Raw genomic sequence first — 26,479 nt, forward strand, 5'->3', positions numbered from 1 at the left:
CACCATCATTCTAACCCAGACATTTGTCTGGGTTTTCTTTTATCTGTATCTGAATCGCGCAAATAACACCTGATAATAATCGATTCTAGTGCTTATTCTATTCTGATTAAAATCTCTTATCCCGTTTGCTAACCATAAAAAAATCCAGCCGAAGCTGGATTTTTCTCGTCAGGATAAAGCAGATTATCCAAGTAGTCCTAATGCAGCACTTGGTGCCTGTTTCGCTTGTGCCAAAACAGAACTTGATGCCTGAGAAAGGATCTGAGACTTCGTCAATGCTGTAGTTTCTTTCGCAAAGTCGGTATCTTTGATCCGGCTCTTCGAAGCATTCACATTCTCATTGATGTTATCCAAGTTACTGATCGCATGTCCGAAACGGTTTTGGAATGCACCGAGCTCAGCACGATGACTATCCACATACTTCAGTGCAGCATCAACGACAGCAACCGACTGTTGGGCACCGCCAACCGAAGTGACATCAATATTGCTGACTGTTGTTTCTTTACCTTCACCGATACCCAGTTCACCCGCGAGACTGCCACCAAAGCTCACTGTACCATCCACTTTATTATTATCCGTGAATAATTGCAGTTTGCCTTCATCATCAACGGACGCCTTAACCATGTCAGTCTGACCATTGATGTAGGTTGCCAGCTCTTCAATATCATCACCTGCTTTCGCATTGATATTGATGGTTTGCTCGCCGGTGAGTTTGTCATTGACTGTAATGGTCAGATCATTGGCACCATTTTGAACCTGCCAATCTTTCCCTTTACCGTTTTCAGCAATATAAGACATGCCGCCCATCTGGTTATTGTCGCTACGCATATCTTTCAGATGGAGCATAACCGCTTCACCGCTATCAGAACCGATCTGGAAAGATTTGGTATCGAAAGTACCGTTTAGAAGCTTATTACCACCAAATGATGTTGTTTCCGCAACACGGTTTAATTCATCATTCAATGCTGTAATTTCTTCCTGAATCGCAACACGATCCGATTTCGAGTTAGAACCATTCGCTGATTGAAGAGACAAGTCTCTCATCCGTTGCAAAATGCTGGTTGTTTCATTCATTGCCCCTTCCGCAGTCTGAGCAATTGAAATCCCGTCATTCGCATTACGAACAGCAACACCCAATCCCCGGCTTTGAACACTCAAACGGTTTGAGATTTGAAGGCCAGCCGAATCATCCTTAGCACTGTTGATTCGATATCCTGAGGATAAGCGTTCCATTGATGAGTTCATCGACTTCGTTGCACTGTTAAGATAGCGCTGTGCAGTCATCGCAGAAACGTTTGTGTTAACATTAACCGCCATAGTGGTTTCTCCTATTGATTTTCCGACGTCGCGGAAATTCTTGACTGTTTTCCGACGTCTCGGAAAACTATAGTTCTCTCAAAGTTCGACCTTTTAGCGACTCAGGATGAATTTCCTTTAGAAAAAAGGTGGTTTTTTCGTAGCGAAGTGATGGTCCGGAGGAGAAAATGAGAGAAGTAACACAAATTTCATATAAAACGAAGAAAAAACTCAAGTTTTTCTTCGTTGTGCCGAGGGAGGCCGAATTCATGCCACAGATGAGTCAATCACAATAGCACTTGAAGTCTTCCGATTTGGGGATAACGAATTGATATGATGAGAAAAGAAAAGCCCCTTATCTTTGAGAGAACCGGGGCTATTGGTGGCAAGTCAATCACGTGGAGATCAAGAGAAATGAACACATCATGACTAACCGGGCGTATGATGAGGAATGAATATAAAGCAGGTGTTAAACTTGAGAGAGCTTTATACCATCCACAAATCACACTTTACCAAGCAAGCTTTATCACATACCCACGTCTGAGCTGAATGATAAAGCTCGGTTACTACTGCAATAGTGACATTGCAGAGTTTGGTAACTGTTTTGCCTGAGCAAGTATTGAAGTACCTGCCTGTTGCAATATTTGAGCTTTTGTCATCTGCGTCGTTTCTTTCGCAAAGTCGGTATCTTTAATCCGGCTCTTCGACGCTTCAACATTTTCCTGTATATTCGACAAGTTATTGATACTGTGGCTTAAACGATTTTGTTTTGCCCCTAGATCTGCACGTTGTGCATCAACATAATGAAGGGCAGCATCAAGAACACCGACAGAGTTCTGTGAATTACCAACATTCATGATATCGGTTGTTTGAACCGTCGTATTCTGTCCCGGACCACCATTCAGACCTAACTCGGTGGCTAACCCGCCGGATATGGAGAGGTTCCCCTGAAGATTAGATTCCGGCATAAAGAGCTGCAGGTGTCCATCATCATCCACAGACGCGGTAACATCATCCACCTGACCATTGATATAAGTTGCCAACTCTTCGATGTCATCACCCGATTTTGCCATGACATCCACTGAAACCTGTTCACCATTTTTCTTGGTAAACTCTAACTTCAGATCTCGAGCATTCGCTGGGACTCCCCAACTCATGTCTTTCCCTTGTTCGGACACAAATGTCTGACCGCCCATACGGAAATCATCGGCACGAATACTTGTAAGACCAACAATGATCGCTTCACCGGAACTGGCACCAATTTGGAAAGCAGACTCACCAAACGTACCGTTCAACAGTTTACGACCACCAAACGAAGTCGTTTCTGCAATTCGGTTCAATTCATCCTGAAGGGCCGTATACTCTTCATTCAGCGCCTTACGCTCAGATGAGGAGTTCGTACCGTTTGCAGACTGGAGTGCCAGATCTCGCATCCGTTGCAATATACTGGTTGACTCATTCATTGCCCCTTCAGCAGTCTGTGCAATCGAAATACCGTCATTGGCATTTCGCATCGCGACATCCAACCCTCGGGACTGAGCAGTCAACCGGTTCGAAATCTGAAGACCTGCCGCATCATCTTTTGCGCTGTTAATCCGGTTTCCCGAAGACAGACGCTCCATTGAGGTGTTCAACTCACCCGTTGCCTTATTCAGGTAACGCTGAGCGGTCATCGCTGACACATTGGTATTGACTGTGATGGTCATAGTTTGCTCTCCTATTGAGTCCGCAAGCTTTCTGCGAAGCGGTCAGCTTTAACTCTTATTTGGAAGCACTGACCGTAAATAACTTGCCACATCTGCAACATTGCCGGTTCCAAACCGATAACTTGCGCTCTGATAGATTTAATTCAATTACTGTGCCAACTTTAAAATAAAAAAATTATTAAATAAAATCAACATGTTAAACACAATCAAATCGCACAATAACGTATCTGGTTATCTCTGCAATCCTGTTTCATTTCCGCTTTGCCGCTTCGTTGCCGCTTGATTGCCTCAGCAATGACAACTTTGACATTTACCACTGACAAAGCTTTGCTTTCTCAAAACGAGCCTCAAATCAAAGCTCTCGTCTCAACGAAAAACAATATTCAACACAACTCCTTTCGCGACTTATGGCATGGCACATAAGGCAAGTGAAAGTTAGATATAATTGAACAGTGTTAAGTCCTTCGTTTTACTGAAAGCCTGCTGAGATGCCTGAAGTGAACGAGTATTCTCATTAAACTCGATCACGGCATCCGCATAATCAAGATCCTCAAAACTGCTTTTAGATTTTGCCAATGTCAGTTTGAAGTCTTCATGTTCTTGTTCCTGAATATCCAATGTATTCAGCCGCGCACCGATATCTGTTCTCACTTTTGTTAAGTGAATAAAGGCCGCATGAAATTCTCTGGTCACTTGATGGAGCTTCGCGGTCGCTGATCCATCGGCAACGGAGTCGCGTGAGTACTCCATTGCCTTTTTGAAACTGTCAAAAATGTTGAATGTCTTTCTGGGAGACAGCTCGATAACATCTCCCGGCGAAATTTGGCCTTTCAGCTCAATATTCACACCTTCGTAATTGATACCGGTTTTAGGATCGAATTCTCCGGCCTGAACGGCGCTACCATCTTGTTCCAACTGATAGCCATATTTGCCATTACCCATATCGACAAAGGTAACCGTATATTTTGACTGATCCTGAGGATCAGTATTGGTTGCTTTTTCCAGCAATAGCTCAGAGCCTTCCTGCAACCGATAATCGGGCTCATAGTCCCCAAAAGGATTATCGATTTGCATAAACACTTTACTGCCGGGATTATTGAACGGCATTTCCAGACTATTAGAGATTTTCATCTTGCGTTGATAATCATCACCGGCATAAGTCACATTGCCTTCTTTATCACGAAAAAAGGGCTGCTTATCCGGTTTGGTACCGGCAAAAATGTAGTTACCCAGTTCATCCTGAACATTCGCCAGATTGAGAAAGTTATCGGCTAACTCTTCCAGTTCACGCTCTTTCGCCTGACGATCTTCAGGTGATAATGAACCGTTGATCATCTCCATGACGGTACGCTTTGCCTCATCGGCATAATCTTCCGCATTGGAGATAATGACTTCTTGATGTCCCAATCGGTTACGAACCAGAACAATCGAATCAAGGTATTGGCGCAATTGCTCTTCTTGCTGACCAACATTCTGAATGTAATGCGTTGCCAGTGGATTATCACTGGGAGACATCAGTTTTTTACCCGACGCCAATTGAGCCTGATTGTGATAAATTTTAGCTTCTTGACGGCGAATATCATTCTGAACAGCCTGATAGTTATGGAAGCTTGAAATACGACCAACCATAAGATCCTCCTCCCTATCTCAACTGTAAAATGGTATTAAAGGTGTCATTGGCCGCCTGCATAATCCGCGAAGATGCCATATATGCTTGTTGAAATTTCATCATATTGGCGGCTTCTTCATCCAGATTCACACCTGACACGGAGGCAATCCGTTCTTGGGCTGCTTCTTTCTCGAGGCGGGCCACATCAGTCAACCGAGACGCGGTGGACATTCTCAGACCGACATTGGTATTCAGATTGTGGTAGACATCCAGAATCGTGGACTCATTGTTATCCAGTTTTTTCTCGGTCTGGATATCCTGCATTTTTCTCAGGTTGCCGTTATCCCCTTCAGAGGGCACCAAGTTCGCGGTAAACTTGTCTTTTGGCAAAGCACCGGCAGACAGTTCAAATGTCGTGCCCATCACAGTCACAGGGCCTGATGGCGGATAAGCTTGATTTTCTGCCACAATATTGCCGTCTTTATCTTTAACCGTGAAGGTATCTCCTAGTTCAGAGACATCAATTTCAAATTCTCGCAACTCACCGGCTTGTACAATTTTAAAAGTGGCGCTTCCCTGAGCGAAGGTGGTTGAAGCTTCATAACTCTGAGCGGCAATTTTTGCCGGATCGTTCATTTCCATTTTGATGGTTGCCGCACCGGAACGAGTTGGCCGAACGAGCACTCGCTCACCCTCTTTCGGTTCATTGCGAATTTCAATTCTCATCCCGTCAAGATGGATTTCTCCACTACTGGGAGAAAGCACCCGCTGCTCACCATTCGGTAAAATCGCAATGTAGTCACTACCGTTATAAAGTAGTGAATACTCACCACCTTTCAATTGTGAAACATCTTCGATATAAGCCGCCATATCCGCTTCAGAGTCACTACTAGTGATCACCCGCTCTTTGGCAATCCGTTCATCGTTCACATCGGTGAACATCAAGTCACCGATGTCGCCGTTCAGATCAAGCCCCTGCCGCTGCAACTTATTCACGTCATAAGAGAAGCTGGTCGCAAGCCGGCCAATTTCATCAAGCACGTTAGGAATTTCGTTATCGCGCATATTAAATAACGCCCCGATCTTGCCGCCCATATCTTTAGACGTAATCGCTTTAATCCCCTTCCCTTCAACCATCGCCAGACGCCATTGATGTGTATCGGGATAACCATCAATCATCTTCAACTGGCTGGCTTCAGTACCAGAAACCAAGGTGTGTCCATTACCAATATGAATATTGAACCCCTCGGCATTTTTCCGTGGCGTTACGGTTACTTTGGTGTACTCGGAGAGCTCTTTCACTAACTTTTCATGTTGGTCCATCAGGTCATTATGTGGCCCGGGAGTACGCATCATTAAACGCTGTAAATCTCTAATCTCTAAAGCAAGTTGGTTGATTCTCTTGATACCGAGATCCAATCCTTTATTGACCGTCTCATACTGGCGACGAATCGTTTCATGAAAATCATTCAGGTTCTGAGTCATTAACTGAGATTTTTCCAGCACCACTTTCCGTGCACCCATATCATTGGGGCTATCAGCCAGCGTTTTCAGTGCGTCAAACCACTCGTTCATGTTTTCCGGGATTTTCTTGGAAGCAACAGAAGAGAGCATCTTGGATAACATATCCAGATTTTGCTCGGTATCATGCTTGTAGGAGTAATCGGTGGTGGCAATATTTAGCTCTTTGACGGCAAACTGATCCCATGAGCGGCGAACATTTTCCACATGGACACCCATGCCATAGGTCTGACCGCCGTACATACGCGGAGCATTCACGCCCTGAATCACAGATTGACGACTGTAACCTTCTGTATTTACGTTAGATATATTGTGACCGGTCGTGTTGAGCTGTCTTTGAGATGTTAAGACACTCTGAGTCCCAATATTCAATAAATCAGACGCCATACCGCCCCCACAAGATAAAAATCATCAGTAAAAACTGAACCTTCTATCAACATGGTAGCAATATGTATGCCATTAAATTAATCAGATAAAATACAATGAGTTATTAAGATGCCGGAAGAAAATTTCCACCCGGCAGAAGAAGAGAGGAAGTGTACTAATCCATTTGCTGAATTTGAGAACGAACACGCAGAACCTTGTCAGCGTAATCAGGGTCAGTTGCATATCCTGCTTGATGAATTCCTTCAATGAAAGAGGTCGGATTTCCCTGATGATTATTCAGTGCAGTTATGTAACGAGGATTCTTTTTCAGGAAGTTAACATAGTCATCAAAACTGTCTTGATACGAGTCATAAGATCGAAATGAAGCTTTTTCAACAACTGGTGTCTGGTCATAATATTCTAGGGTCTGAGTCGCCATTTTACCGCCCTGCCAACTCCGATCCGCTTTGATATTAAACAGGTTATGGCTGCTGCCCCGGGCGTTCGCGACGACTTTAGTCCCCCATCCTGTTTCCAGTGCGGCCTGAGCCAACAATACCGATGCGTCAATGCCCAGAGCCCGGGCTGCTTTTTCGGCATAAGGCTTCAATGTCTGGATAAAGGATTCAGGTGAATCGAATCGACGCGGCTCTGTCACCGCGTCAGATGACTGAATATCGGCAAGATTTGCCTGCTCGGACACTTGCTGCTGATGCTCACGAACACGAGCCAATGCCTGCAACAAAGGATCAGGTTGAGATGACTTTTGATCGGGTTGAGAGCTCTTCCCATCTATATTGGTAGAGAGCTGAGCGACAATCATATCTGCCAGCCCTAACCGACCTGAAGAACTCAATTGGCCCGCCATCTGTTCATCCAGCATCTCGCGGTAAAAATCTTCCGTTTTACTATGCAACAGATCGGATTCAAAGCCGGAGTTCGCTTTGCGCATCGACTTGAAAAGCATTGATGTAAACACCGCCTCAAATTGTTTGGCTGCAGCGGTTAATGCTGATTTCTCACTCGCTTTATCACCACTGACCGCTTGCTTACGCAATTGGTCCAGTTGGGTAATATCCTGAACAAAGCCGATATCTTTTACATCATTGACCATTGCGTGCCCCTTAAATGATAATCAGCTGGCCTTCAATCGCACCGGCCTGTTTGAGTGCCTGCAAAATAGCCATCAAATCAGATGGTGCTGCCCCGACCTCATTCACTGCACGGACGAGATCATCAAGCGTCACACCCGGCTGGAAATTAAACATTTTTCCTTTCTTCTCTTTCACAGAGATATCGGAATCCGGTACCACAGCCGTTTGGCCATTTGAAAATGGCTCAGGCTGGCTCACACTCAGTTTCTCTTTGATAGCAACAGTCATGCCACCATGAGTAACGGCAGCCGGTTTTAACCGTACGTATTGACCAACCACAATCGTGCCTGTCCGTGAATTGACAATAATTTTCGCGGCACCCACAGCGGTATTAAATTCAAGGTTTTCAACTGCAGAGAGAAACGCAACACGCTGCCCCGCATCTCTTGGTGCCCGCACTTGCACGGATGTTGCATCAATTGCTGTCGCCATTTGAGGACCAAGAAATTGATTGACGGTATCCGCCATACGCTGGGCAGTGGTGAAATCAGAATCGATCAGATTAAAGGTAATGTAATCGCCCCGGGCAAATGGGTTGGGGACTTCACGTTCAACACTGGCACCATTGGAAATGATACCGACGGTAGGGTTATTGCCAACGATTTTTGAACCATCAGCACCATCAGCACTGAATCCACTGACCACCAGATTGCCTTGTGCAATCGCATAAACCTGACCATCCAGACCTTTGAGGAAAGTCTGCATTAGAGTGCCGCCACGTAAACTTTTTGCCGAACCAATCGAGGAGACGGTGACATCAATGGTCTGTCCCGGCTTGGAGAATGGTGGCAACTCAGCTGTGACAATCACAGCGGCAATATTTTTAGTCTGCGGTTTTGTTCCGCGCGGCAATTGAATGCCGAAATTTTGCAACATCGCATTGAAACTTTGATCGGTAAATGGTGTTGACTCCCCGGTTCCCGGCAACCCGGTGACTAAACCATAGCCCACTAACTGGTTACTCCGCACCCCGGCCACTTGTGCGACATCTTTAATTCTTGCCGCCTGCCCCTGCAAGGAAACAAACAGTGTCGCCAGTAAAAAAAGTGTTAACTTTTTCATTCAATTTACCTTGTGCTTCTCTACCATGCACGTCATCTTCTATGCCAAAAAAACGACGTTTAAACTTAACTTATAAAGCAATATTGAAAAATCGTGCCAAAAAGCCAGGCTCTTGCATATCTTGATTGGTTCCGGTCCCTGAATACTGAATTCGGGCATTCGAAATCCGATTCGATGAAATGGTATTATCAAAACCGATATCATCCGGACGAACGGTACCACTCAAACGAATGTACTCATCACCAGTGTTCAATGTCAGCCATTTTTCACCACGAATCACGAGGTTCCCATTGGCAAGCACATCAATGACTTCAACGGTGATTGAACCCGAAATACTGTTACTCTGGTTGGCTGCCGCACTACCGGAAAATTTATTATCATTACCTAATTTGTATGAAAAGTTGTAATCACCAATTTTCATTTCCTTACCACCGACTTCCAACGGATCCATCGAAGCATCATTCTTTTTCGATAAATCAGCATCAGCACTTTTGGCTGCTTTGGTGCTTTCATTCAGTGTGACGGTGATGATGTCGCCGACTTGTCTCGGCTTTGAATCATTATATAAGCTAGTCGCAGCGCTCAGATTAAACAAAGATCCCGTTTCCGCAGCATAGTGCTTCGGGCGATGGTTGGGATGGATCGGTGCCCAGGCTGGATCATCGGCAACCGGGTCGGCACGCCGACTCAGTCCATCCAACAATCCTGAACTACTGGTATCTCCGGATTTATCGCCTTCGACTGCATCAACCAACGTTGTGCCATTCTCACTTGGTGTTTCCGTTGAGCCTTGTGGCATGAGTGAGCAGCCGGATAAGAGACCAATCAATCCCAAAGTCAATAAGCGTTTCATCGAATACCTCTCATATAATCCGGATTAGAGCTGCTGGTTCACGTAGCTCATCATCTTATCTACCGCAGAAATGACTTTGGAGTTCATCTCATACACGCGCTGTGCTTCGATCAGATTGACTAGTTCTTCGGTGACATTCACATTTGAACTTTCCAACATCGACTGACGAATATTGCCCAAACCATCCAATCCGGGAACCCCTTCTTGCGGATCGCCGCTGGCACCGGTGGGTAAATATAAGTTCTGGCCGACAGGCTCAAGACCTCCGGGATTAATAAAATCAACCGTCGTGATTTGACCGATGACCTGATTATTTTGCTGTCCACGGATCCGGACGGAAACCTGACCGTCGTTGCCAACCGTTACAGAGACTGCATTTTGCGGCACCACGATTTCAGGTTGTAATGGATACCCGGCACCAGATGTGACAATGGTCCCTTCAGCATTTAAGGTAAACTGCCCGTTTCGTGAATATCCCATGTTGCCGTCAGGCATCATAATCTGAAAGAACCCGTCGCCTTCAATCATCATATCCATACTGTTATTGGTTGTTTGCACATTACCGTTGGTATGAACTTTCTGCGTCGCAACAACTTTAGAGCCGGCACCGAGCATTAACCCGCTCGGCAACTCGGTATTCTGCGAGGATTGACCGCCAGGTTGGTTGATATTTTGATAGAAAAGGTCTTCAAACACCGCCCGGCTTTTCTTAAAGCCCACGGTGGAGGCGTTCGCAAGGTTGTTCGAAATCGTCGCAATATTCGTCTGCTGCGCATCTAAACCTGTTTTACTTACCCATAGAGCTGGATGCATGTTCTTCTCCTTTCACTCATTAACCGGTGCGCAACAGAGAGTTGGATGCTTTATCCATTTCTTCTGCTGTACTCATCATTTTGACTTGCATTTCAAACTGACGCTGTAGATCAATGAGATTGGTCATTTCTCCGACAGCATTGACATTGCTGCCTTCCAAGGCACCGGTCAGTAATGTCACGCTCGCATCCGCATTAAATACGGTATTCAGCGCTTTGGCCCGAAACAGGCCCACCGAGTCCTTGTATAACGTCCGATTATCAGGGCGAACCAATTTAATTCGTCCGACAACTTCCAGAGCGTCAGCCGGTGCACCTTGAGGAATGACGGATACGGTGCCATCTTTGCCGATCTCAATTTTACTCAGTGGAATTGGCAAGGTAATCGGTGCATCATTGTCACCCAGAACCAGATGCCCACTGCCACTGGTCAGTAAACCATTGGGGTCGATCTGGAAGTTCCCGTTGCGGGTCAGGCCTTCAGTGCCGATATCATCCAACACCGAAATCCATCCATCCCCCTGAATGGTGACATCCAAATCTCTGCCTGTTGTCATAACGCTGCCTTGAGCAAAATTATTTCCCGGACGTTCCGTCATACTAAAGACTCGGGTTGGTAGCCCATCTCCGTAGCTCTGCATGGAGCGAGCCTGAGCCAGATCAGCCCGAAAGCCAGTCGTGCTCACATTGGCTAAGTTGTTCGCTCTGAGCTGCATTTCCTGCATATTTTGCTTTGCGCCACTCATTGCCAGAAACAATGCACGGTCCATAATTTACTCCTATCATCGTCATACGATAGAGATAAAGCAATTGGTGTGCCAAGTGTAAATAATTATATAATTCAGATAATTATGAGGAAAAATAGAAACAGAGAGGCTGCTTTTGCCGCAAGATTGCCGGAGGAGGAGGGAAAAGTCAGACCGACTTTGCCGTCGGTCTGAATAAACGTGACTAATTAGCGGATCTGTAGAATCGTCTGTTGGGTCTGGTTATGCACTTCCAATGCACGAGAATTCGCCTGGAAGTTCCGTTGTGCAGAAATCAAATCCACCAACTCTTGGGTCATATCAATATTGGATTGCTCCAACGTCCCGCTATTAATCGTACCAAATGAGCCTTTATTGGATTCACCCCAGATCTTATCACCAGAAGCATTGGTCGAATCCCACTGGGTTCCGCCTTTCTTATCCAGCCCTTGTTCATTCGGAACCCGGACTAAAGCAACACGACCCAAGGTCACATTCTCACCGTTTGAGTATGTCCCAAGAATACTACCTTCTTCATTGACATCGACTTTGGTCAAAAATCCGGTTGTCGCACCATCTTCATCAAACTTCGTCAGCTCAAACGGTGCTGCGAATTGAGTTGAAGAATCCAGACCGAATGAAAGCACTTGGTTAATATCTGCACCATTGAGGTTAATTGGGTTTGCCCCGGCACCCAATGGTTCAGAAACGACATTTTGTCCGTTGTTGATACTCGCCAAAGTCCCGTCATTGTTAAATTTCAGAGTATGACCAACATGCCCTGTCGGAGTCGTCGCATCACCACCGACGATGTTGATCGGTTTTTCGCCAGCCGAATCGGTCATCGTATAGTAGACCTGCCAAGCATTCGGCTGAGTCTGATCCTTGAGGTAATACGTTGTCATTTTGTAGGCTTGCCCCATCGAGTCATAGATTGTCGATGAAGTCGAACGGTTATAGGTTTCCGGATCCTCAAAATCGAACAGCGCAGGATCTTTCAAGTCACCGTTTGCTGGCAGGTTAACGCCGACATCAATATTGGAGGTCTGCTTCGGTTTACCGAACTCAGCAGGAATATTGATTGGTGATGCCTCATAAGACAATACATCACCCGTTTCCGGATTGACGTTATATCCGAGCAGATATTCGTCATTCGAGGTAACTAAATAATTATCATGGTTAATGTGAAAAGCACCGTTACGGGTCAACTCATTTTGTTGTGGTACCAGACGATCTTTTGCGACGGCAAAAAAACCGGTTCCGGAAATCCGCAAATCCATGGGGTTGTTGGTATAAATACTCGACCCTTCATGAAACTGTTGAGCGACTTTGTTTACCTGAACCCCTTTCCCCGGGGTTGTTTTCGCATTGGTAAACAATGAATTTGAATATACATCACCAAATTCTGCACGCGATTCTTTAAAACCATAGGTGTTCGCGTTGGCAATATTGTTACTGGTGGTATTGAGGTCAAGTTGAGCGGCCGATAAACCACTTAATGATACATATGACATCCTGAATTCTCCTATCTAGCTAGCGTATTACGCTTTGCCTACTTCCAGTACCTCAGCAAGTCGAACTGGCGAATCAAAGCCAGCCAGATTGAGTAGTACGTTACCATCACCTTTGCCAAGAAGAACGCTGTTGACGTTTGCATAAGTTGAAACATCAAACTCTTTGCTCTTTCCGTCGACGAGACCTGAAGCTTTAACTTTATATTTGCCTCCCGGTAAAGGGTTGCCGTTTTGGTCTTTGCCGTCCCATTCAATCCGGTTATCACCCGCAGGCTTTGCACCGACATCAAATGTTCTTACCAGTTGCCCGGCAGTATCTTCAATCCGGACCAGCAAATTATCGACAGATGCGGGAAGTTTCACCATCGCCGCCATGTTGCCTTGATCTTTCTTCACGCCACTGGCTCCGGGAACAAGGACGTCCCGACCGACTAATGAAGAAGCCTGCAGCGCTTGATTAGACGTCATCGAAGAATTAAGACTTTCAAACTGAGAGTTCATCTTCCCGATACCATCAACCGTCGCAAATGATGCCATCTGAGCAATCATCTGATCATTACTGACCGGTTTAAATGGATCTTGCTGTGCCAGTTGTTTGGTGAGCAGTGACAAAAAGTCTTCCTGTTTCAGATCCTGTTTACCAGTGACCTCATCAGGCTTTTTCTGCTCTTGAAGTTTCTTGAGTTGATCGATATAGGACAAGCTGCCATTTTGACCAACATTATCTATTCCGGCCATATGTTATCTCCTATACCTCACTGACCCATCTGCAATGTTCTGAGCAACATCTGCTTACTTGCTTCAGCCAGTTGAACATTGGTTTCATATGCTCGTGAAGCTGAAATCATATTTGCCATTTCTTCCATCACATTCACATTCGGCTTATAAATATAACCATCTGCATTTGCCAGAGGATGGTCAGGATTATATTCCGCAACTAATGGTTTGTTACTTTCCAAGACCCCTAAGACCTTCACCGGTACGGTATAGTCATCTTTAGATTTTGCTCGGTTTAATTCAGCGGCAAATATCGGATGACGCGCCTTATAAGTATCTTTTGCAGAACTACTCACACTATCAGCATTCGCCAAATTACTTGAGGTTGTATTTAGACGAACAGACTCAGCACTCATGGCAGAACCTGTAACATTGAATACGTTAAATAGACTCATCTAATTTACTCCCCTTTAATTGCTTTGGTCATTCCTTTGAACTTTCCACCCAGAAAGTCAAGGGAAGCCTGATGACGAAGCTGATTTTGCATAAAAAGATTTCGTTCTAAATCGACATCAACCGTATTGCCGTCACCGGTATCAGGTTGTGTCGGGATGCGGTAAAGCTCTTCCCCTATCATCGACATGGAGGCAGGAATATGCCGTCCATTGGTACGAGTCAGACTAATACTTGCCCCCGAACTTGCCGCTTGTAGTGCTTTGTCAAAATCTAAAGCTTTTGCCTTATATCCCGGCGTATTCGCTTGCGCGATGTTGCTGGAAATCATCTCTGCATTACGCTCACGGACACCGACAGTGTACTGGTGAATGCCTAACGCTTTATCAAATGAGATTGCCATATACGCCTCTTCATGGATATATTGATTGCCACACCATAACTTTAGCAATTTATGTACCAACTTTAACGCTTATTCTGAGATAATCACGGTGAACATATCATCACTTTACTTCATCATGAATATAGGCAAATTTCAGACCAAAGTTGTAACGGTAAAAAAGAAAAACCCGGCAATGCCGGGTCTAAAAAGAGAATGAAGATATTTATTTAAGTTTATAGATAATGCCGGGGTTACAACGCACCATCTCAAAACGATCCGTCAGGCCAGTCAACGATTCAGAAGCTCCCAACAACAAATATCCGTTCGGATTCAAGCTATTCGCCATTTGATTGAGAACTTTCGACTTCATATCCGCTGAGAAGTAAATCAAAACGTTCCGGCAGAAAATAATGTCAAACTTACCCAGCAAAGAATAACTTTCCATCAAATTCTGAGGTTTAAAACTCACCAACCGTTTTACATTATCTTTGATCTTCATTCTGCCATCTCCGGCATCTTCAAAGAAAGTACGGCGGCGTTCGGGGGATAAACCACGTCCCAGCGCTAAACTATCATAACTACCGATACGGCAAATATCTAACATCGTTGAAGATATATCCGTCGCAGTAATCGAACAATTTGTTAACAATCCCGGTTTCTTCTGCTGTGTTTCTAGAATCGTCATCGCAATCGAATAAGGTTCCTGACCGGAAGAACTCGCTGCCGACCAAATTTTAATCGGCCGACGATTGGCTGCCAATTCAGGCAGCAATCGTTCTGACAGGACAGTAAAAGGGTAACCATCGCGAAACCACAAGGTTTCATTGGTTGTCATGGCATCGACAGCGGCAATTCTTAGATCTCGGCTGACACCTCTCACCACTTCTTTCAGTAATGTCGATAAGGAGTCCATCTTATACTTTGTAACTAACGGACTAAGACGGCTTCGAACTAGATATTGCTTACTATCCCCAAGAACAATCCCACATTGAGACTCTAAAAAGCGGCAAAAATCTTTATATTCTTGTTCGCTGATCGTTATTGCAGTCATTCACTTCTCTTTAGCTCAGTATCAACCAATGCAGCTTTTACCGCATTACCAAGTTCATCAGGATTAAACTTCGCGATGAATGTATTCGCGCCTACTCTTTCTACCATAGCCTGATTAAATACACCACTTAATGATGAATGGAGAATAACATAAAGATCTTTCAGCTTCGGATTACGACGAATTTCAGCAGTGAGAGTATATCCATCCATCTCAGGCATTTCGATATCTGAAATAACCAATGAAATATGATTAAATATATTGTCCGTGTCAGAAAGCTCAATCAATTTTTCATAAGCTTCCTTACCATCTTTTACGGCAATCACTTCAAATCCGATCGACTCCACTGCACGCTGTACCTGTTTACGGGCGACGGTTGAATCATCAGCAATCAAGATACGACGAACAAATTCCTGTTTCGTATTTTCTTCGGCATGAGCAATCTCTTCTGCAATGGTTGAATCCATCGTTTCATCAACCGGAGCAATTTCCGCTAGGATTTTCTCAACATCAATAATTTCAACCAGTTCGTTCTCAATATTGGTAACAGCCGTCAGATAGTTTGCTTTCCCGGCTCCTTCAGGCGGTGGTAAAATTTCTTCCCAACGCATATTGACAATACGTTCGACCGAAGCGACAAGAAACGCTTGAATTGTCCGGTTAAACTCAGCAATGACAACAAAACTTTTCTCGACATCGGTCGTTGCCCGTCCGCCAATCGCTAAGCTTAAATCAATGACAGAAACGGTCTGTCCACGAATGTGAGCAACACCTTTCACTAAACGATGTAGATTTGGCATTGCAGTCAGCTTTGGGCACTGCAACACCTCTTTTACTTTAAATACATTAATGCCGTAACGCTGGCGCCCATTCAACCGAAATGTCAACAATTCTAAGCGGTTCTGCCCAACGAGTTGTGTACGCTGATTCACAGAATCAAGAATACCCGTCATAACCCCATCTCCATCTCTCAAACTTTTTCTGTAAAAAAGTGATAGTCTACAACAAGCGATGAATAAATTAAGGGAACCAGAATCATGTTCAAGAAACTGTGCTTATCCCCTCTGCCTTTTACTAAGTGTAGAGCTTTCTTTAAACTTTTTTATAGCATTATCGTCATTTTATCTGTTTTCTTTAATATTTCGACTCAGGCAGCAACTCAAGAACAACTTGATCATATTAGAGAAACCGCAGAGAAATACGCTACCACTGTTATCGAGCATCCATCAGGCGGGAAAATTGTTGCCACAGCGGCACCTCTTGATAATCGGATACAAGCATCCGATTGTCCAACTGGATTAAAGGCTTTTTCCTCATCAAGAAATGGTTCTGCAAGCCATATCACTGTTCTTGTTGAATGTCCGACAGATAATTGGCGGATTTATGTTCCCGTTCAGTTGGATATCACAGTCCCTGCCGTGCTCGCTGCCACCCCGCTCAATCGAGGACAAATCATTAGTCAACAAGATGTTACTTTGGGTATGGTAGATCTGCTTCGCTTCCGACAGCAAGGTTTTTCGACAATTGATCAAGTGATCGGAGCAAAAGTAAAAAGAAACATTCCACTAAACGATATCATTAGTGACCGGGATATCTGTATTGTATGCCGTAATGAAACCGTGACAATTAAAGCAGTTAAAAATGGTTTATCCATTATTACGCAAGGCACAGCATTGTCAGACGGTGACTTGGGTGAACAAATTCGGGTTAAAAACGATAAATCCAACCGAATTATTGATGCACAAGTCTCAGGAATTGGTGAAGTGACAGTCCGGTTTTAACATTTCTAACCATGGCGCATAAAAAAACATCATTTTTGGCAAAGAAAATGCTAAAGTAAAAAGTAGGTCTGTCGATATTGACGGTACAGATGTTTAACTTTGATAAAAAGGCTCAATTATGGCAAGCATTGATAATGTGCGTTCTGGCCAGTCTCTGACGAATACGAGTCGGAAATCGACCCGTACAGAGAACAATACATCAAACTCAGAGAAAATAAATCACCCTTCATCATCGGATAGAAAAGATGCTGTATCTCTGAGTTCACAAAGTAAAGCAATGGGTGAAATTCATAGCAAACTTGCATCAAGCCCCGCTTTTGATAGCGCGAAAGTTGAGGCAATTAAAGAAGCAATCGCGAATGGTTCTTATCGTGTTGACGCAGAAAAACTAGCAGACAACATGATCAAATTCGAAAAAGAGCTGGATGGTCTGCAATAATTGACCGATTGTTATCGGTCGATACAACAGATATCTGTGCCAAGAAATCAGGTAATTAAGTCATGGCGGCAATACAAGACCTACTTGAGTTTCAGTTGAAAAACGCTCAGTCTCTCTCCGAACTTTTAGAACAGGAGAAGGTAGTCATTACGCAACGTAATTCATCGCAAATTGAAGCTATTGCCAAACAGAAAATTACTTTGATTAACCAGCTCAACGAAACTGACCGACGGATTGAATCACATTCTCATGTATCGAGCCTGCAAGAGGATGAGACATTGAAAAGTCTGGTCGAACAGATAAAGTCCGTCATTTGGGATTGCCAACAGGCAAACAGTATTAATGGCGAAGCCCTCAATCGAGCTCAGATGAGTTTTCATAAACTGAACAATTTGATGCAACAGAGTCAGGGGAAAATGGGCATGACTTATACCGCCGAAGGGCAAACGCGTTCCATTTCTACTTTGGGCACGAATATCAAAGCTTAATACAAGTTCCCCATTATTATTCTGTTCTCTCCACACTCTCGTAGAATTTAATGTAAAAAAGCGGCAATCATTGCCGCTTTTTTATGTTCTGGAGAGAAAGGACTTGCCGCTATGGGCAATAAAATTGTCAATCATGACAGATTAAAATAAAGTCTGCTGCCGCTTTTCAGGAACCTGCTGAACTTCACCATAATCTCTCAGCTTTTCCATTTTATCCACGTTCAAACGCAGCTCTGTTACATAACTATCTCCGACTTTATAACTTCTGACAACCTCGGCCCCCCGAATCACTCCGTCAACAGCACCAGATGTCGCTTCCGTTCCAAGTCTTTGATCCATGAGTTCCGCTCGCCCGCTAACCCGCATACCATAAACCTGCTCAGCCAGCTCACGATAAGCATCAATTTTAGATGCTCGCATGGCACGAACTTGCTTTTCTTCTACATTGCGACCTTTTTGTTCACTAATCGAAGCATAGCCGACAGCTGTCAGCCATTCCTGCTTATTCATGGTCTGCAACGGCTGGCATCCGACCAACAATAAGAATATCGTACTCATTAACCAAACTTTCATCAGCAACTCCTAAGGACGCAGAATAACAGTGTAAGGTTGAGTCATTGTTGGATCAGAACGAATCAATACCCCATCTTCAGTCCGAACCGCATTCAATGTATCCAGATCCCGGCCAATTCGATCCGCTGGCAAGAATCCCTGAGCGGTCGCGACAACCACACGGGATTGCATCCCAACCACCCGGGCATTGACCAGTACCCCGCCTTCCTGACGCAACATTGTTCCGGTCAGCACATATTGAATTTCCTGCTGTTGGGCCAGATCTTTCCAATCACGACTAAACGCAAAATCCCCTTGATGGGTCACCTGAATGGAACCTGTTGTTTTAAAGTCAACAACTTGGAACCCTCGTTGTTGCAACTGATGAATGAACCCTTCCGTGACTGAATTCCCTAACCAGTTGGTGGTATCCATATTTTGCAAGTCAACGAATGAAGTGACTGCAATCGGTGTTCTTGCCGTGACACTGGTATTCGACTTCATTAAATCTTCAGTCATACTCTCAACAAAAAAATCTAAAGTGTGACGAGGACTTTCTAATAACATAAACTGGGAGCCTTTATAGGGCTCTTTACCATTATATATCGGGGCATAGGCGCACGCTGTTAAAAATAATGCGGGCACTAACGATAGCCATTTTTTCATTTTCCGCTCTCCAGATAGCTCGGTCATTCAAGCGTCCAGTTTTTGACGCAAAAGTGGAACACTCTTTGCTTTTCTCTTGTTATTCATCATAAAGAAAAGCTTTGCCGATAACTGCTCTTGTCACCGTTATCAGAATAACAAGCAAATTTTATACCTGATTGGTAGGTAAATATGAAAAATGTAGGAACCATCCTCTTATCACTTTCTTTGTTCATATGCGGTACAGTACCGGCAACGGCCTCATGGTATGAAGTCACCGGCAGTGCGGCGATCGTGTCATCTGAATCTCAGGCAAAGCTATACGCACTTGAAGATGCTGTATATAAAGCGATCCGTTTTTCCGGTGCGGATATCGGTAGCATCAGTAACCTCTACCCATTACTGGATGCTCAACGTACTGAGTTTCAGTTTACCAATCATGAGGTCCGCTACATTCTGGTCGAAGAACAAGCGGTCAAAAACAACGTTGCCTATGTCAAAGTTCGGATCGATATTTATCCATCTTCATCTGGTTGTCAGGTGGAACAATATAAGAAAACCGTATTGGTGAGTAATATTACGCTTGCTTCACCGCAACAGGCGGTGATGGGACAGATCTATCAGATTGGCGATGACTTTGCCCAAGTATTAAATAAACAGTTGGATAAAGAATCTCATAGTTTTATCTCGGTCGGCACAACAAATTATGAGATTGATAAAAATCATCCGGCTCGACTCAAAATGATAGCTGAAGATAATAATGCCCAATACATTATTGCCGGCAATATCACAGACCTCACGGCAACAATTGCTGCTGCCCCATCAGGAAATGAAGTGGTTAATCGTCAGTTTGCAATGGATCTGAATGTCTTTGATGGCGAAACAGGCAACGCGATCATCAATCGTAATTATCGTGAAATCGCCCGTTGGCCGTTTCCGAGAACCAGCCAGGTCGATACCCAAAGCGCTCGTTTCTGGTCTTCAACTTATGGTGAAATGTTACTCCGTCTCAGCCGTCATATGATGTTGGATCTTGAATCAGAACTGTCGTGTAAAATCACTTTGCCGGAAGTCATTTCTAAATCAGACCGTATCGTGATGATGAATTTAGGAAGAATCCACGGTGTTCAAAAAGGAGATAAGCTTCAATTATGGCATACAGGTTCCTTTATCGATCAAAGAGGATTAGCCCGGAATAAGGTCACTCAAAGCGATATAACACTGACAGTCAATCGAGTTTATGAAACGGAAGCGGAACTGTCGGTTGATCAGGCTGAATTAGCTGATAGCATTCAAATTGGCGATGTAATGCACAAACAGCTCATGAAATAAAATCAGGACTTAACTTATCTCAGTTAAATCAGTACTATATGAATATATTGCTGTACAGTTATCTCAGCTGTGCAGCAAATACCGATGTCCCCTTAGTTCAGTTGGATAGAACAAGGACCTCCTAAGTCTTAGACGTGAGTTCAAATCTCGCAGGGGACGCCACATCGGCCAAGTCCTATGGCATATTCTTCATTATTGCCTGAACGACATGGCTTCTACCGCGATGCATGACACCTTCATAGATCTCCCTCTCTTTCTCTTCAATATACCAAGGAGACAACGTCGGAAGTTCCTGAATCAAAACCTGCCTCGATAACATCATATCAGCTTCAGGAGGGCCGCCAGTTTTATATTTCAACTGTTCTGGTGTATATCCTTCAACCAAATAAACTCCCTTCGCTTTAAGACTTCTCGGTAATGACTGGTGTAATTTTTGCCGCACCACGGGCGGAAGATGGCAAAAGACCGCCACAACGGCTTGCCACTGTGCTAGCCCTAAATCGAACTCACTCAGATCAGCCTGAATAAAATTCACAGACACATGATTCTCGGCTGCAAACCGACGGGCTTTTTCGAGCGCAACGGCAGATAAATCCACAGCCGTCACGTCATAGCCACATTTCGCCAGATAGACAGAGTTCCGTCCTTCACCATCAGCCAGACACAAAACCGATCCTAACGGCAAGTATTGATGTTGCACGCTTTCACGCAGAAAATCATTTGGTTCTTTGCCATAAATATATGTATCGACCTGATATCGGTCATCCCACACAATATTACCTCATTATTTAAATTAGAAAGTTCTAATTTATAGAAAACAAGTTGTCATTTCAAGCGACAAGCAAATTCAACCCTCGTGATTCAACCACTTAGCAGAACGACGAGCATGAGCAAAACCTTGAATGATGAAAGATTGCACGAACGAAAAAGGCAGCTTGATAAGCTGCCTTAGTTGTATATAAAAAGGTGGGGGGGCTAAAACTTATAACCACCAGAAATCATCACGATAACTGGATCAATGTGCACTTCAGTGGATTTTTCAGCGCCATTGAACTTATAGGTTGCCGTAGAATCAATATCGGCATACCAAACTGAAGCGTTTACAAACCAGTTGTCATTGATCATGTAGTCAACACCGGCATTCACCGCCAATCCCCAAGAATCATCTAGCTTCAGATCACTTAAGCCGGCAGAAGCACCGGTACCATTGATTTTTTCATCAAAAAATGTGGTGTAGTTGATACCTGCACCCACATAAGGGCGAATTTGTGAATCTGACTGACCGAAATAGTATTCAAACATAAATGTTGGCGGCAGATGTTTCGTCTCACCAATCTCACCTAAATTAGCAAGTGGTGTGGAGATATCATGAGAAAATGGTGTCGCAGCCAAAACTTCAAAGCTGACGTTATCCGTAATCATATAACCAAGAGTTAAACCAAGCTGAGTATTGGTATTGACTTCCAATTCTTCCTGACTGCCTAGGATTTTATCACTGCTATCATTCGGGATAACCGATGCAATCCCGGCACGCACAATAAAATCACCCTCTTGATGGGCAAAAGCACCAGCAGAAACAAAGGCTGTCATGATGGCTAATCCACAAAGTGTTTTTTTCATTATATTTTTCCTTGTCATTGGGCTAAAAGACTTTACTGGTGCGCACGGTAGCACATAAAAACCACACTGTTTTGATGGAAATCAATTTGTAAAATTTATACACAAAAATCGCATCATTATGATAAAAAAATCACATTTTCTATGAAACATAATGTTACAAAACTTTAAAAAAGTATTCATAACTACATAAAGAATGCTGCTCGCAAATTGATTTAAATCAATTTATCTGCATATTTTCATTTAATTCTCAGAACGAGTTCTACACTTATAGAGAGTTTGAAGATGGCAAACAGGAGGATTGTGATGAGCTTAATTCCACGAGACTCATGGTCTGATTTCTATCATTTGTTTGATCATGCTTTTCCGTCTATTCGGCCAAGTTTCAATATCGAATCTTTTGCTCCACGGGTTGATGTACTGGATAAAGAAACTGCATTTGAAATTATCGCGGATTTACCCGGAGTCGAAAAAGATGATATTTCGGTGAGCTGTCAACATGGCACTCTGACTATCGAAGCATCGACCTTAAAAAATGAACAGAAAACCGATGGAGATAAAGTCATTCACAGAGAGCGTTATCAAGGCAAAATGGTACGTAGCTTTACTTTAGGTGACAATATCAACGCGAAAGAAATTTATGCGGAGTATCAAGATGGTGTACTGGTTGTTGTCGTGCCGAAAATAGAAATGAAGCCGGACGAAGCAGCTCAGCACATTAAAATCAACTGATGTCTGAAAGTCTAAACGACTAAAAAGCGGTGTATCCCACCGCTTTTTCTGTTTAATTCATAATGAAATTCTCGTTATTTTTCAGAAAGTGGCTGAAGATGATTTTTCGATGTACTACGGTGCTTCTGATAACTTTTAACGAACTGTGGGAATAAAGACATCACAATCATGCCTATCATGAGGCTGTATTGTATCGGTGTATAAGATTCGCCCACCAACATCAGACCACACAGAATTCCTGCAACAGGATTGGCAACCCCGGCAAACGTAAATTCAACGACAGAAAGCTGTTTCAGCGTCCAGACACAGAGGGTGTATGCAACCGTAGTATTCAGAATACAAAGCCAAAACAGTCCTAACAGGTTCTTTCCTGACAGGTGCTGCCATGCATTGATATAGAGAGTCGGCTCATAGCTCAAGTGAACTAATGTAATTAATAACAATGCAAGGCCACCAAGAATTAGTTGCCAAGTCAGCACACTCCACCACGCTAATTTCTGACTCAACATTTGAGTCAATGTGCTGCCGCAAATCAGGCATAAGATACCAATGAGCATCGCGGAAAGCCCGATCAAACTCAGATTCAGACGACTGGGGTCAAATAGTAACGCAGCGAATCCAAGCAGAGCCAAACCAGAAATCATCTGAATGACTGAAGGTCGTTGTTTCATCACTATCCATTGGGCCAGCATGGCAAATACAGGCACAGCCATCATCCCGACACTGGATATAGCTGAAGGTAAGGTAAGCGCCATCACAAATATACAGCAGAAAAATATAGCAATGTTCACCAACCCGGTGGTGATCAATACTTTCCAAGTCCCTTTATCAGGAAAAGTCGGCTTAATTGTGAAAAGGATTAAACCTGCCGGTAAAGCTCGTAACACACCGAGCAACAACGGGGGCCAACCCGGTAATGTTGCCTGAGTAACTGCATAAGTCGTTCCCCACAAAAATGTTGCGACCATTGCTAATATTATATTCATATAAAGTATCTTTACATTGAGATTTTATTAATCATAAAAAAGTAATTTATCTTTGTAAAGAATCTTTATGTTAAGATATTATGTACAATCTTCTAACTAGATACATGTAGCAATGGATATTATCGACAGGATCGTCAATCAGTGGGCGGCAGAAAAACCAGAATTGAATACTCTGCCAATGAGTATTTTTGGCCGGGTACTGCATTTGACTAAACATTTAGAGCAGGAAATCGCCAGCATTCATAAGCGATATGATCTAAAAATGGGAGAGTTTGACGTACTGGCAACATTACTCCGCTCTGGCGCACCTTATCAATTAACCCCTTCTGCATTAATCAGCACCGCGATGCTTACCTCCGGTGCGATGACAAATCGGCTCGATAAGCTGGAAAAGAAAAATTTAATTACCCGCATTCATAGCCACGTTGATCGTCGGAGTATCTCTGTGCAATTGACCGAGCAAGGTTACCAACTCATCAATCAAGCACTGACGGAACATGTACAGGCTCAGGAGAGATTGATCAGCGTCTTAAACCAAACAGAGCAATCACAGCTCTCTGCCCTGCTTAAGTCTTGGCTATCATCATTTAATAACCCAAATAACCCGTCAGACAGTGATATTGAGTAAGAAGGTGTATCGGTGTTACTTTTCTTGCAATAAAAATTGAATGGATTTCTCGAATATTGTCACAATTGTTGTGTGTTATCTCAAACTAGCTCAGAATACCTGAGGCGTTGGTCGTATGACTTGGATCAGTCCGAATTGAATCCTTATCTGGATTGAAGAATAGATTGAAACGCGCTGATCATAACAGCCATGATCTGTATTCTCTGTCTCCATACTCATGACTGAAGTGAACGGAACCACTTCACCTTAGTGGTGATTTGATCTACTATTGTTAATAATAAAAATATAGATAACAAACGGATGAAGAAGAGTAATCTTGAAACCAATACTGGCCATCGCTTTATTTCTAAAGCGAAAACAGCTTACAAAATTCACATACATACGCCAGATGATAAAGTTTTACACCGCTCTGTTGGTTTCATTCGTATTGGTGAAAAAAAAGGGCTAAAAAAAGCGATCTTGCTCCGTAATGAACTTGGTCGTCAAATGTGGGGAAAGCACTGGCGAATGCTGCTCAAAGATCCTTACCTGATGACTCGGTTACCCCACAGCCTTGAACCTAAGATTATCTATAAACCTCGCCCCACAAAAGAGAACCCAAGCTATCGGGATGCTTGCTACATTGCAGCCTGGCGGACTTATGACAATCAAGGGAAGTGCCACTTCAAGAGCGTTGTCTGTTCAATCAACAAGCATGGTAAACTGGCCGCATATACAAGAACCAAAAAGGCGCTGCTCGACGCTCATAAAGATTATCTCGACATTCTTATTTTTATGGGCAGATTAAATAGCATCGACCTGAAGTAATCACGATCTTACCGTCTTCACCGATCCATTCCATTGGTATCGGTATCGTGCACATTTCCTATCATGATCTTTTTTACTGATAAATAAGAACGCTGCGATATGCGTGCTTTAAGCTCTCATATCACAGCGCTCAACAAAGTTGAATCCGATAGTAGCAACTTGTTTATTCTTTAATGACAACCTGATAAGTAAATATCGGTATTTCAACTTCAACCCGACGGTTTTTCGCCCGGCCTTCTTTGGTATCGTTGGATGCTACGGGAGCTGATTCCCCCATGCCGCGAACGGTGATTCGATCAGCATCAATCCCCTGAGAAACGAGCTGCTCGGCAACAGCCTGAGCTCTTTTCAATGAAAGTGATTGGTTGTATTCCTTTGAACCTGTTGAATCGGTATAACCAGTCACCGTCGCTGTTGCTTGAGAATGACGAGACATCAATTCAACGGCTTCCTGAAGATCAGCAACGCCCTGTTTGTTTAGTACAGCACTGTTTAACGCAAAACTACTTTCACTACTCAGGCTTTTCTTCACCGTTTTAATCACTGGCGTGTCAGCCGACTCTGCCGGAACAGGTTCAGGTGCTTCTTCAACAACGGCCGGTTCAACAATAGTAGGCCGAGGCTCACTTGTCGTAACGGGTGTAGACTCCGAGTGGCCAAAACGATATGTCACACCTAGTGTTGCCATATTACCTTCAGCTCGAACAATATCATTATTCATATCAGTGAGCGTCTGATATTCCAGACGCACAGCAACATTGTCAGTCGCATTCAGTTCAAGACCAGCCGCCGCCAGATAAGACCAATCATCTTTAGAGCCATAGTCAACGTAAGCACCACCGAGTTTTGCATACAGGTCGAGGTTTTTATAGAGAGGAAAGTCAAACTTAGGCGCAATGGTCACCGCGTTGACATGATCATTGACCATGCCAGCCCCGGTAAATTTTCCCAGATAATCATATCCGGCCTCAAGTGCCACATGATCCCAAACCTGATATCCAAGAAAAGCACCGACTGCCGATGAATCGTCATCGCAGACATCTGTCGGACGACATCCGTCATCCAACCAAGACTGACCCACTTTACCACCGACATAAACCTCGGCATGAATCATTGCGGAAACCATCCATGATGTTACAGATACCACCATTAACATTTTATTCATGCTTCTATTCCTTTTTTATTGTGAATGCTCGAATTTGCCTCAGCACCGAACACATAGAATCAGTGTCA

28 protein-coding genes and 1 tRNA gene are annotated in these 26,479 nt (G+C 43.8%); 8 read left to right on the top strand and 21 right to left on the bottom strand.

Going from position 1 to position 26,479, the window contains the following annotated elements:
* Window positions 1–183: 183 nt before the first annotated feature.
* The 15 genes from VRK_RS10705 to VRK_RS10775 form a co-directional block, all read right to left on the bottom strand.
* Entirely contained in the window at window positions 184–1,317 is a 1,134-nt protein-coding gene (locus VRK_RS10705) for a flagellin (RefSeq protein ID WP_059121356.1), read from the bottom strand.
* Window positions 1,318–1,862: 545 nt separating this feature from the next.
* Complete coding sequence (locus VRK_RS10710) at window positions 1,863–3,002, bottom strand: flagellin (protein WP_059121357.1); 1,140 nt, start codon at window positions 3,000–3,002, stop codon at window positions 1,863–1,865.
* A gap of 435 nt (window positions 3,003–3,437) precedes the next feature.
* Window positions 3,438–4,631 carry a flagellar hook-associated protein FlgL gene (gene flgL / locus VRK_RS10715; RefSeq protein ID WP_059121358.1) on the bottom strand — a complete coding sequence of 398 codons (1,194 nt, stop codon included), beginning with the start codon at window positions 4,629–4,631 and terminating at the stop codon, window positions 3,438–3,440.
* Window positions 4,632–4,644: 13 nt separating this feature from the next.
* On the bottom strand, window positions 4,645–6,519 hold the full coding sequence (flgK, locus tag VRK_RS10720) for a flagellar hook-associated protein FlgK (protein ID WP_059121359.1): 1,875 nt from the start codon (window positions 6,517–6,519) through the stop codon (window positions 4,645–4,647).
* 154 nt (window positions 6,520–6,673) lie between these two features.
* Window positions 6,674–7,612, bottom strand: a complete 939-nt coding sequence (gene flgJ, locus VRK_RS10725) for a flagellar assembly peptidoglycan hydrolase FlgJ (protein WP_059121360.1) — start codon at window positions 7,610–7,612, stop codon at window positions 6,674–6,676.
* A 10-nt stretch (window positions 7,613–7,622) separates the two neighbouring features.
* Window positions 7,623–8,714 carry a flagellar basal body P-ring protein FlgI gene (locus VRK_RS10730; protein WP_059121361.1) on the bottom strand — a complete coding sequence of 364 codons (1,092 nt, stop codon included), beginning with the start codon at window positions 8,712–8,714 and terminating at the stop codon, window positions 7,623–7,625.
* Between the two features lie 70 nt (window positions 8,715–8,784).
* The gene (gene flgH / locus VRK_RS10735; protein WP_059121362.1) at window positions 8,785–9,567 is read right to left on the bottom strand and encodes a flagellar basal body L-ring protein FlgH; all 783 of its coding nucleotides are present in this window, start codon (window positions 9,565–9,567) and stop codon (window positions 8,785–8,787) included.
* 24 nt (window positions 9,568–9,591) lie between these two features.
* Window positions 9,592–10,380, bottom strand: a complete 789-nt coding sequence (flgG, locus tag VRK_RS10740; RefSeq protein WP_059121363.1) for a flagellar basal-body rod protein FlgG — start codon at window positions 10,378–10,380, stop codon at window positions 9,592–9,594.
* Between the two features lie 19 nt (window positions 10,381–10,399).
* Window positions 10,400–11,149 (bottom strand): flagellar basal body rod protein FlgF, encoded by a 750-nt coding sequence (locus VRK_RS10745; RefSeq protein ID WP_059121364.1) that lies wholly within the window; start codon window positions 11,147–11,149, stop codon window positions 10,400–10,402.
* Window positions 11,150–11,334: 185 nt separating this feature from the next.
* A complete protein-coding gene (flgE, locus tag VRK_RS10750) occupies window positions 11,335–12,639 on the bottom strand; it encodes a flagellar hook protein FlgE (protein ID WP_059121365.1) in 1,305 nt (434 codons plus the stop codon).
* A gap of 27 nt (window positions 12,640–12,666) precedes the next feature.
* Window positions 12,667–13,377, bottom strand: a complete 711-nt coding sequence (gene flgD, locus VRK_RS10755) for a flagellar hook assembly protein FlgD (RefSeq protein WP_059121366.1) — start codon at window positions 13,375–13,377, stop codon at window positions 12,667–12,669.
* Between the two features lie 17 nt (window positions 13,378–13,394).
* Window positions 13,395–13,811, bottom strand: a complete 417-nt coding sequence (gene flgC / locus VRK_RS10760; protein WP_038183591.1) for a flagellar basal body rod protein FlgC — start codon at window positions 13,809–13,811, stop codon at window positions 13,395–13,397.
* A 5-nt stretch (window positions 13,812–13,816) separates the two neighbouring features.
* Window positions 13,817–14,212 carry a flagellar basal body rod protein FlgB gene (flgB, locus tag VRK_RS10765; protein ID WP_059121367.1) on the bottom strand — a complete coding sequence of 132 codons (396 nt, stop codon included), beginning with the start codon at window positions 14,210–14,212 and terminating at the stop codon, window positions 13,817–13,819.
* Between the two features lie 202 nt (window positions 14,213–14,414).
* Window positions 14,415–15,242, bottom strand: a complete 828-nt coding sequence (locus tag VRK_RS10770) for a CheR family methyltransferase (RefSeq protein ID WP_059121368.1) — start codon at window positions 15,240–15,242, stop codon at window positions 14,415–14,417.
* Window positions 15,239–16,192 carry a chemotaxis protein CheV gene (locus VRK_RS10775; protein ID WP_059121369.1) on the bottom strand — a complete coding sequence of 318 codons (954 nt, stop codon included), beginning with the start codon at window positions 16,190–16,192 and terminating at the stop codon, window positions 15,239–15,241. Before VRK_RS10775 ends, VRK_RS10770 begins: the two co-directional genes overlap by 4 nt.
* A gap of 84 nt (window positions 16,193–16,276) precedes the next feature.
* Between VRK_RS10775 and flgA the strand changes: the two genes are divergently transcribed.
* The 3 genes from flgA (at window position 16,277) to VRK_RS10790 (ending at window position 17,947) form a co-directional block, all read left to right on the top strand.
* On the top strand, window positions 16,277–17,020 hold the full coding sequence (gene flgA / locus VRK_RS10780) for a flagellar basal body P-ring formation chaperone FlgA (protein ID WP_059121370.1): 744 nt from the start codon (window positions 16,277–16,279) through the stop codon (window positions 17,018–17,020).
* 118 nt (window positions 17,021–17,138) lie between these two features.
* Window positions 17,139–17,459, top strand: coding sequence for a flagellar biosynthesis anti-sigma factor FlgM (flgM, locus tag VRK_RS10785; protein ID WP_059121371.1), 321 nt, complete (start codon window positions 17,139–17,141; stop codon window positions 17,457–17,459).
* 62 nt (window positions 17,460–17,521) lie between these two features.
* The gene (locus VRK_RS10790; protein WP_059121372.1) at window positions 17,522–17,947 is read left to right on the top strand and encodes a flagella synthesis protein FlgN; all 426 of its coding nucleotides are present in this window, start codon (window positions 17,522–17,524) and stop codon (window positions 17,945–17,947) included.
* Window positions 17,948–18,088: 141 nt separating this feature from the next.
* Here the strand turns inward: VRK_RS10790 and flgP are convergent, their stop codons facing one another.
* Window positions 18,089–18,520 carry a flagellar assembly lipoprotein FlgP gene (gene flgP / locus VRK_RS10795; RefSeq protein ID WP_059121373.1) on the bottom strand — a complete coding sequence of 144 codons (432 nt, stop codon included), beginning with the start codon at window positions 18,518–18,520 and terminating at the stop codon, window positions 18,089–18,091.
* Between the two features lie 9 nt (window positions 18,521–18,529).
* Window positions 18,530–19,165 (bottom strand): FlgO family outer membrane protein, encoded by a 636-nt coding sequence (locus VRK_RS10800; RefSeq protein ID WP_038183568.1) that lies wholly within the window; start codon window positions 19,163–19,165, stop codon window positions 18,530–18,532.
* 171 nt (window positions 19,166–19,336) lie between these two features.
* Between VRK_RS10800 and VRK_RS10805 the strand changes: the two genes are divergently transcribed.
* Both VRK_RS10805 and VRK_RS10810 read left to right on the top strand, forming a co-directional pair.
* Window positions 19,337–20,476 carry a flagellar assembly protein FlgT gene (locus VRK_RS10805; protein ID WP_059121374.1) on the top strand — a complete coding sequence of 380 codons (1,140 nt, stop codon included), beginning with the start codon at window positions 19,337–19,339 and terminating at the stop codon, window positions 20,474–20,476.
* 86 nt (window positions 20,477–20,562) lie between these two features.
* Window positions 20,563–20,638 (top strand) — tRNA-Arg (locus tag VRK_RS10810).
* Between the two features lie 13 nt (window positions 20,639–20,651).
* Here VRK_RS10810 and VRK_RS10815 read toward each other — a convergent pair.
* Window positions 20,652–21,248, bottom strand: coding sequence for a class I SAM-dependent methyltransferase (locus tag VRK_RS10815; RefSeq protein WP_059121375.1), 597 nt, complete (start codon window positions 21,246–21,248; stop codon window positions 20,652–20,654).
* A gap of 203 nt (window positions 21,249–21,451) precedes the next feature.
* Entirely contained in the window at window positions 21,452–22,096 is a 645-nt protein-coding gene (ompW, locus tag VRK_RS10820) for an outer membrane protein OmpW (protein WP_059121376.1), read from the bottom strand.
* A gap of 303 nt (window positions 22,097–22,399) precedes the next feature.
* Between ompW and VRK_RS10825 the strand changes: the two genes are divergently transcribed.
* Window positions 22,400–22,825 (top strand): Hsp20/alpha crystallin family protein, encoded by a 426-nt coding sequence (locus VRK_RS10825; RefSeq protein ID WP_059121377.1) that lies wholly within the window; start codon window positions 22,400–22,402, stop codon window positions 22,823–22,825.
* Window positions 22,826–22,899: 74 nt separating this feature from the next.
* On the opposite strand, the gene VRK_RS10830 is transcribed toward VRK_RS10825, so the two are convergent.
* Complete coding sequence (locus VRK_RS10830) at window positions 22,900–23,811, bottom strand: DMT family transporter (protein WP_059121378.1); 912 nt, start codon at window positions 23,809–23,811, stop codon at window positions 22,900–22,902.
* Window positions 23,812–23,923: 112 nt separating this feature from the next.
* Between VRK_RS10830 and VRK_RS10835 the strand changes: the two genes are divergently transcribed.
* Both VRK_RS10835 and VRK_RS10840 read left to right on the top strand, forming a co-directional pair.
* Window positions 23,924–24,439 (top strand): MarR family winged helix-turn-helix transcriptional regulator, encoded by a 516-nt coding sequence (locus VRK_RS10835; RefSeq protein WP_059121379.1) that lies wholly within the window; start codon window positions 23,924–23,926, stop codon window positions 24,437–24,439.
* A gap of 300 nt (window positions 24,440–24,739) precedes the next feature.
* Window positions 24,740–25,246 carry a hypothetical protein gene (locus VRK_RS10840; protein WP_059121380.1) on the top strand — a complete coding sequence of 169 codons (507 nt, stop codon included), beginning with the start codon at window positions 24,740–24,742 and terminating at the stop codon, window positions 25,244–25,246.
* Window positions 25,247–25,409: 163 nt separating this feature from the next.
* On the opposite strand, the gene VRK_RS10845 is transcribed toward VRK_RS10840, so the two are convergent.
* On the bottom strand, window positions 25,410–26,411 hold the full coding sequence (locus VRK_RS10845) for an OmpA family protein (protein ID WP_059121381.1): 1,002 nt from the start codon (window positions 26,409–26,411) through the stop codon (window positions 25,410–25,412).
* Window positions 26,412–26,479: the final 68 nt, after the last annotated feature.

The organism is Vibrio sp. MEBiC08052 (assembly GCF_001506075.1).
GTDB lineage: Bacteria > Pseudomonadota > Gammaproteobacteria > Enterobacterales > Vibrionaceae > Vibrio.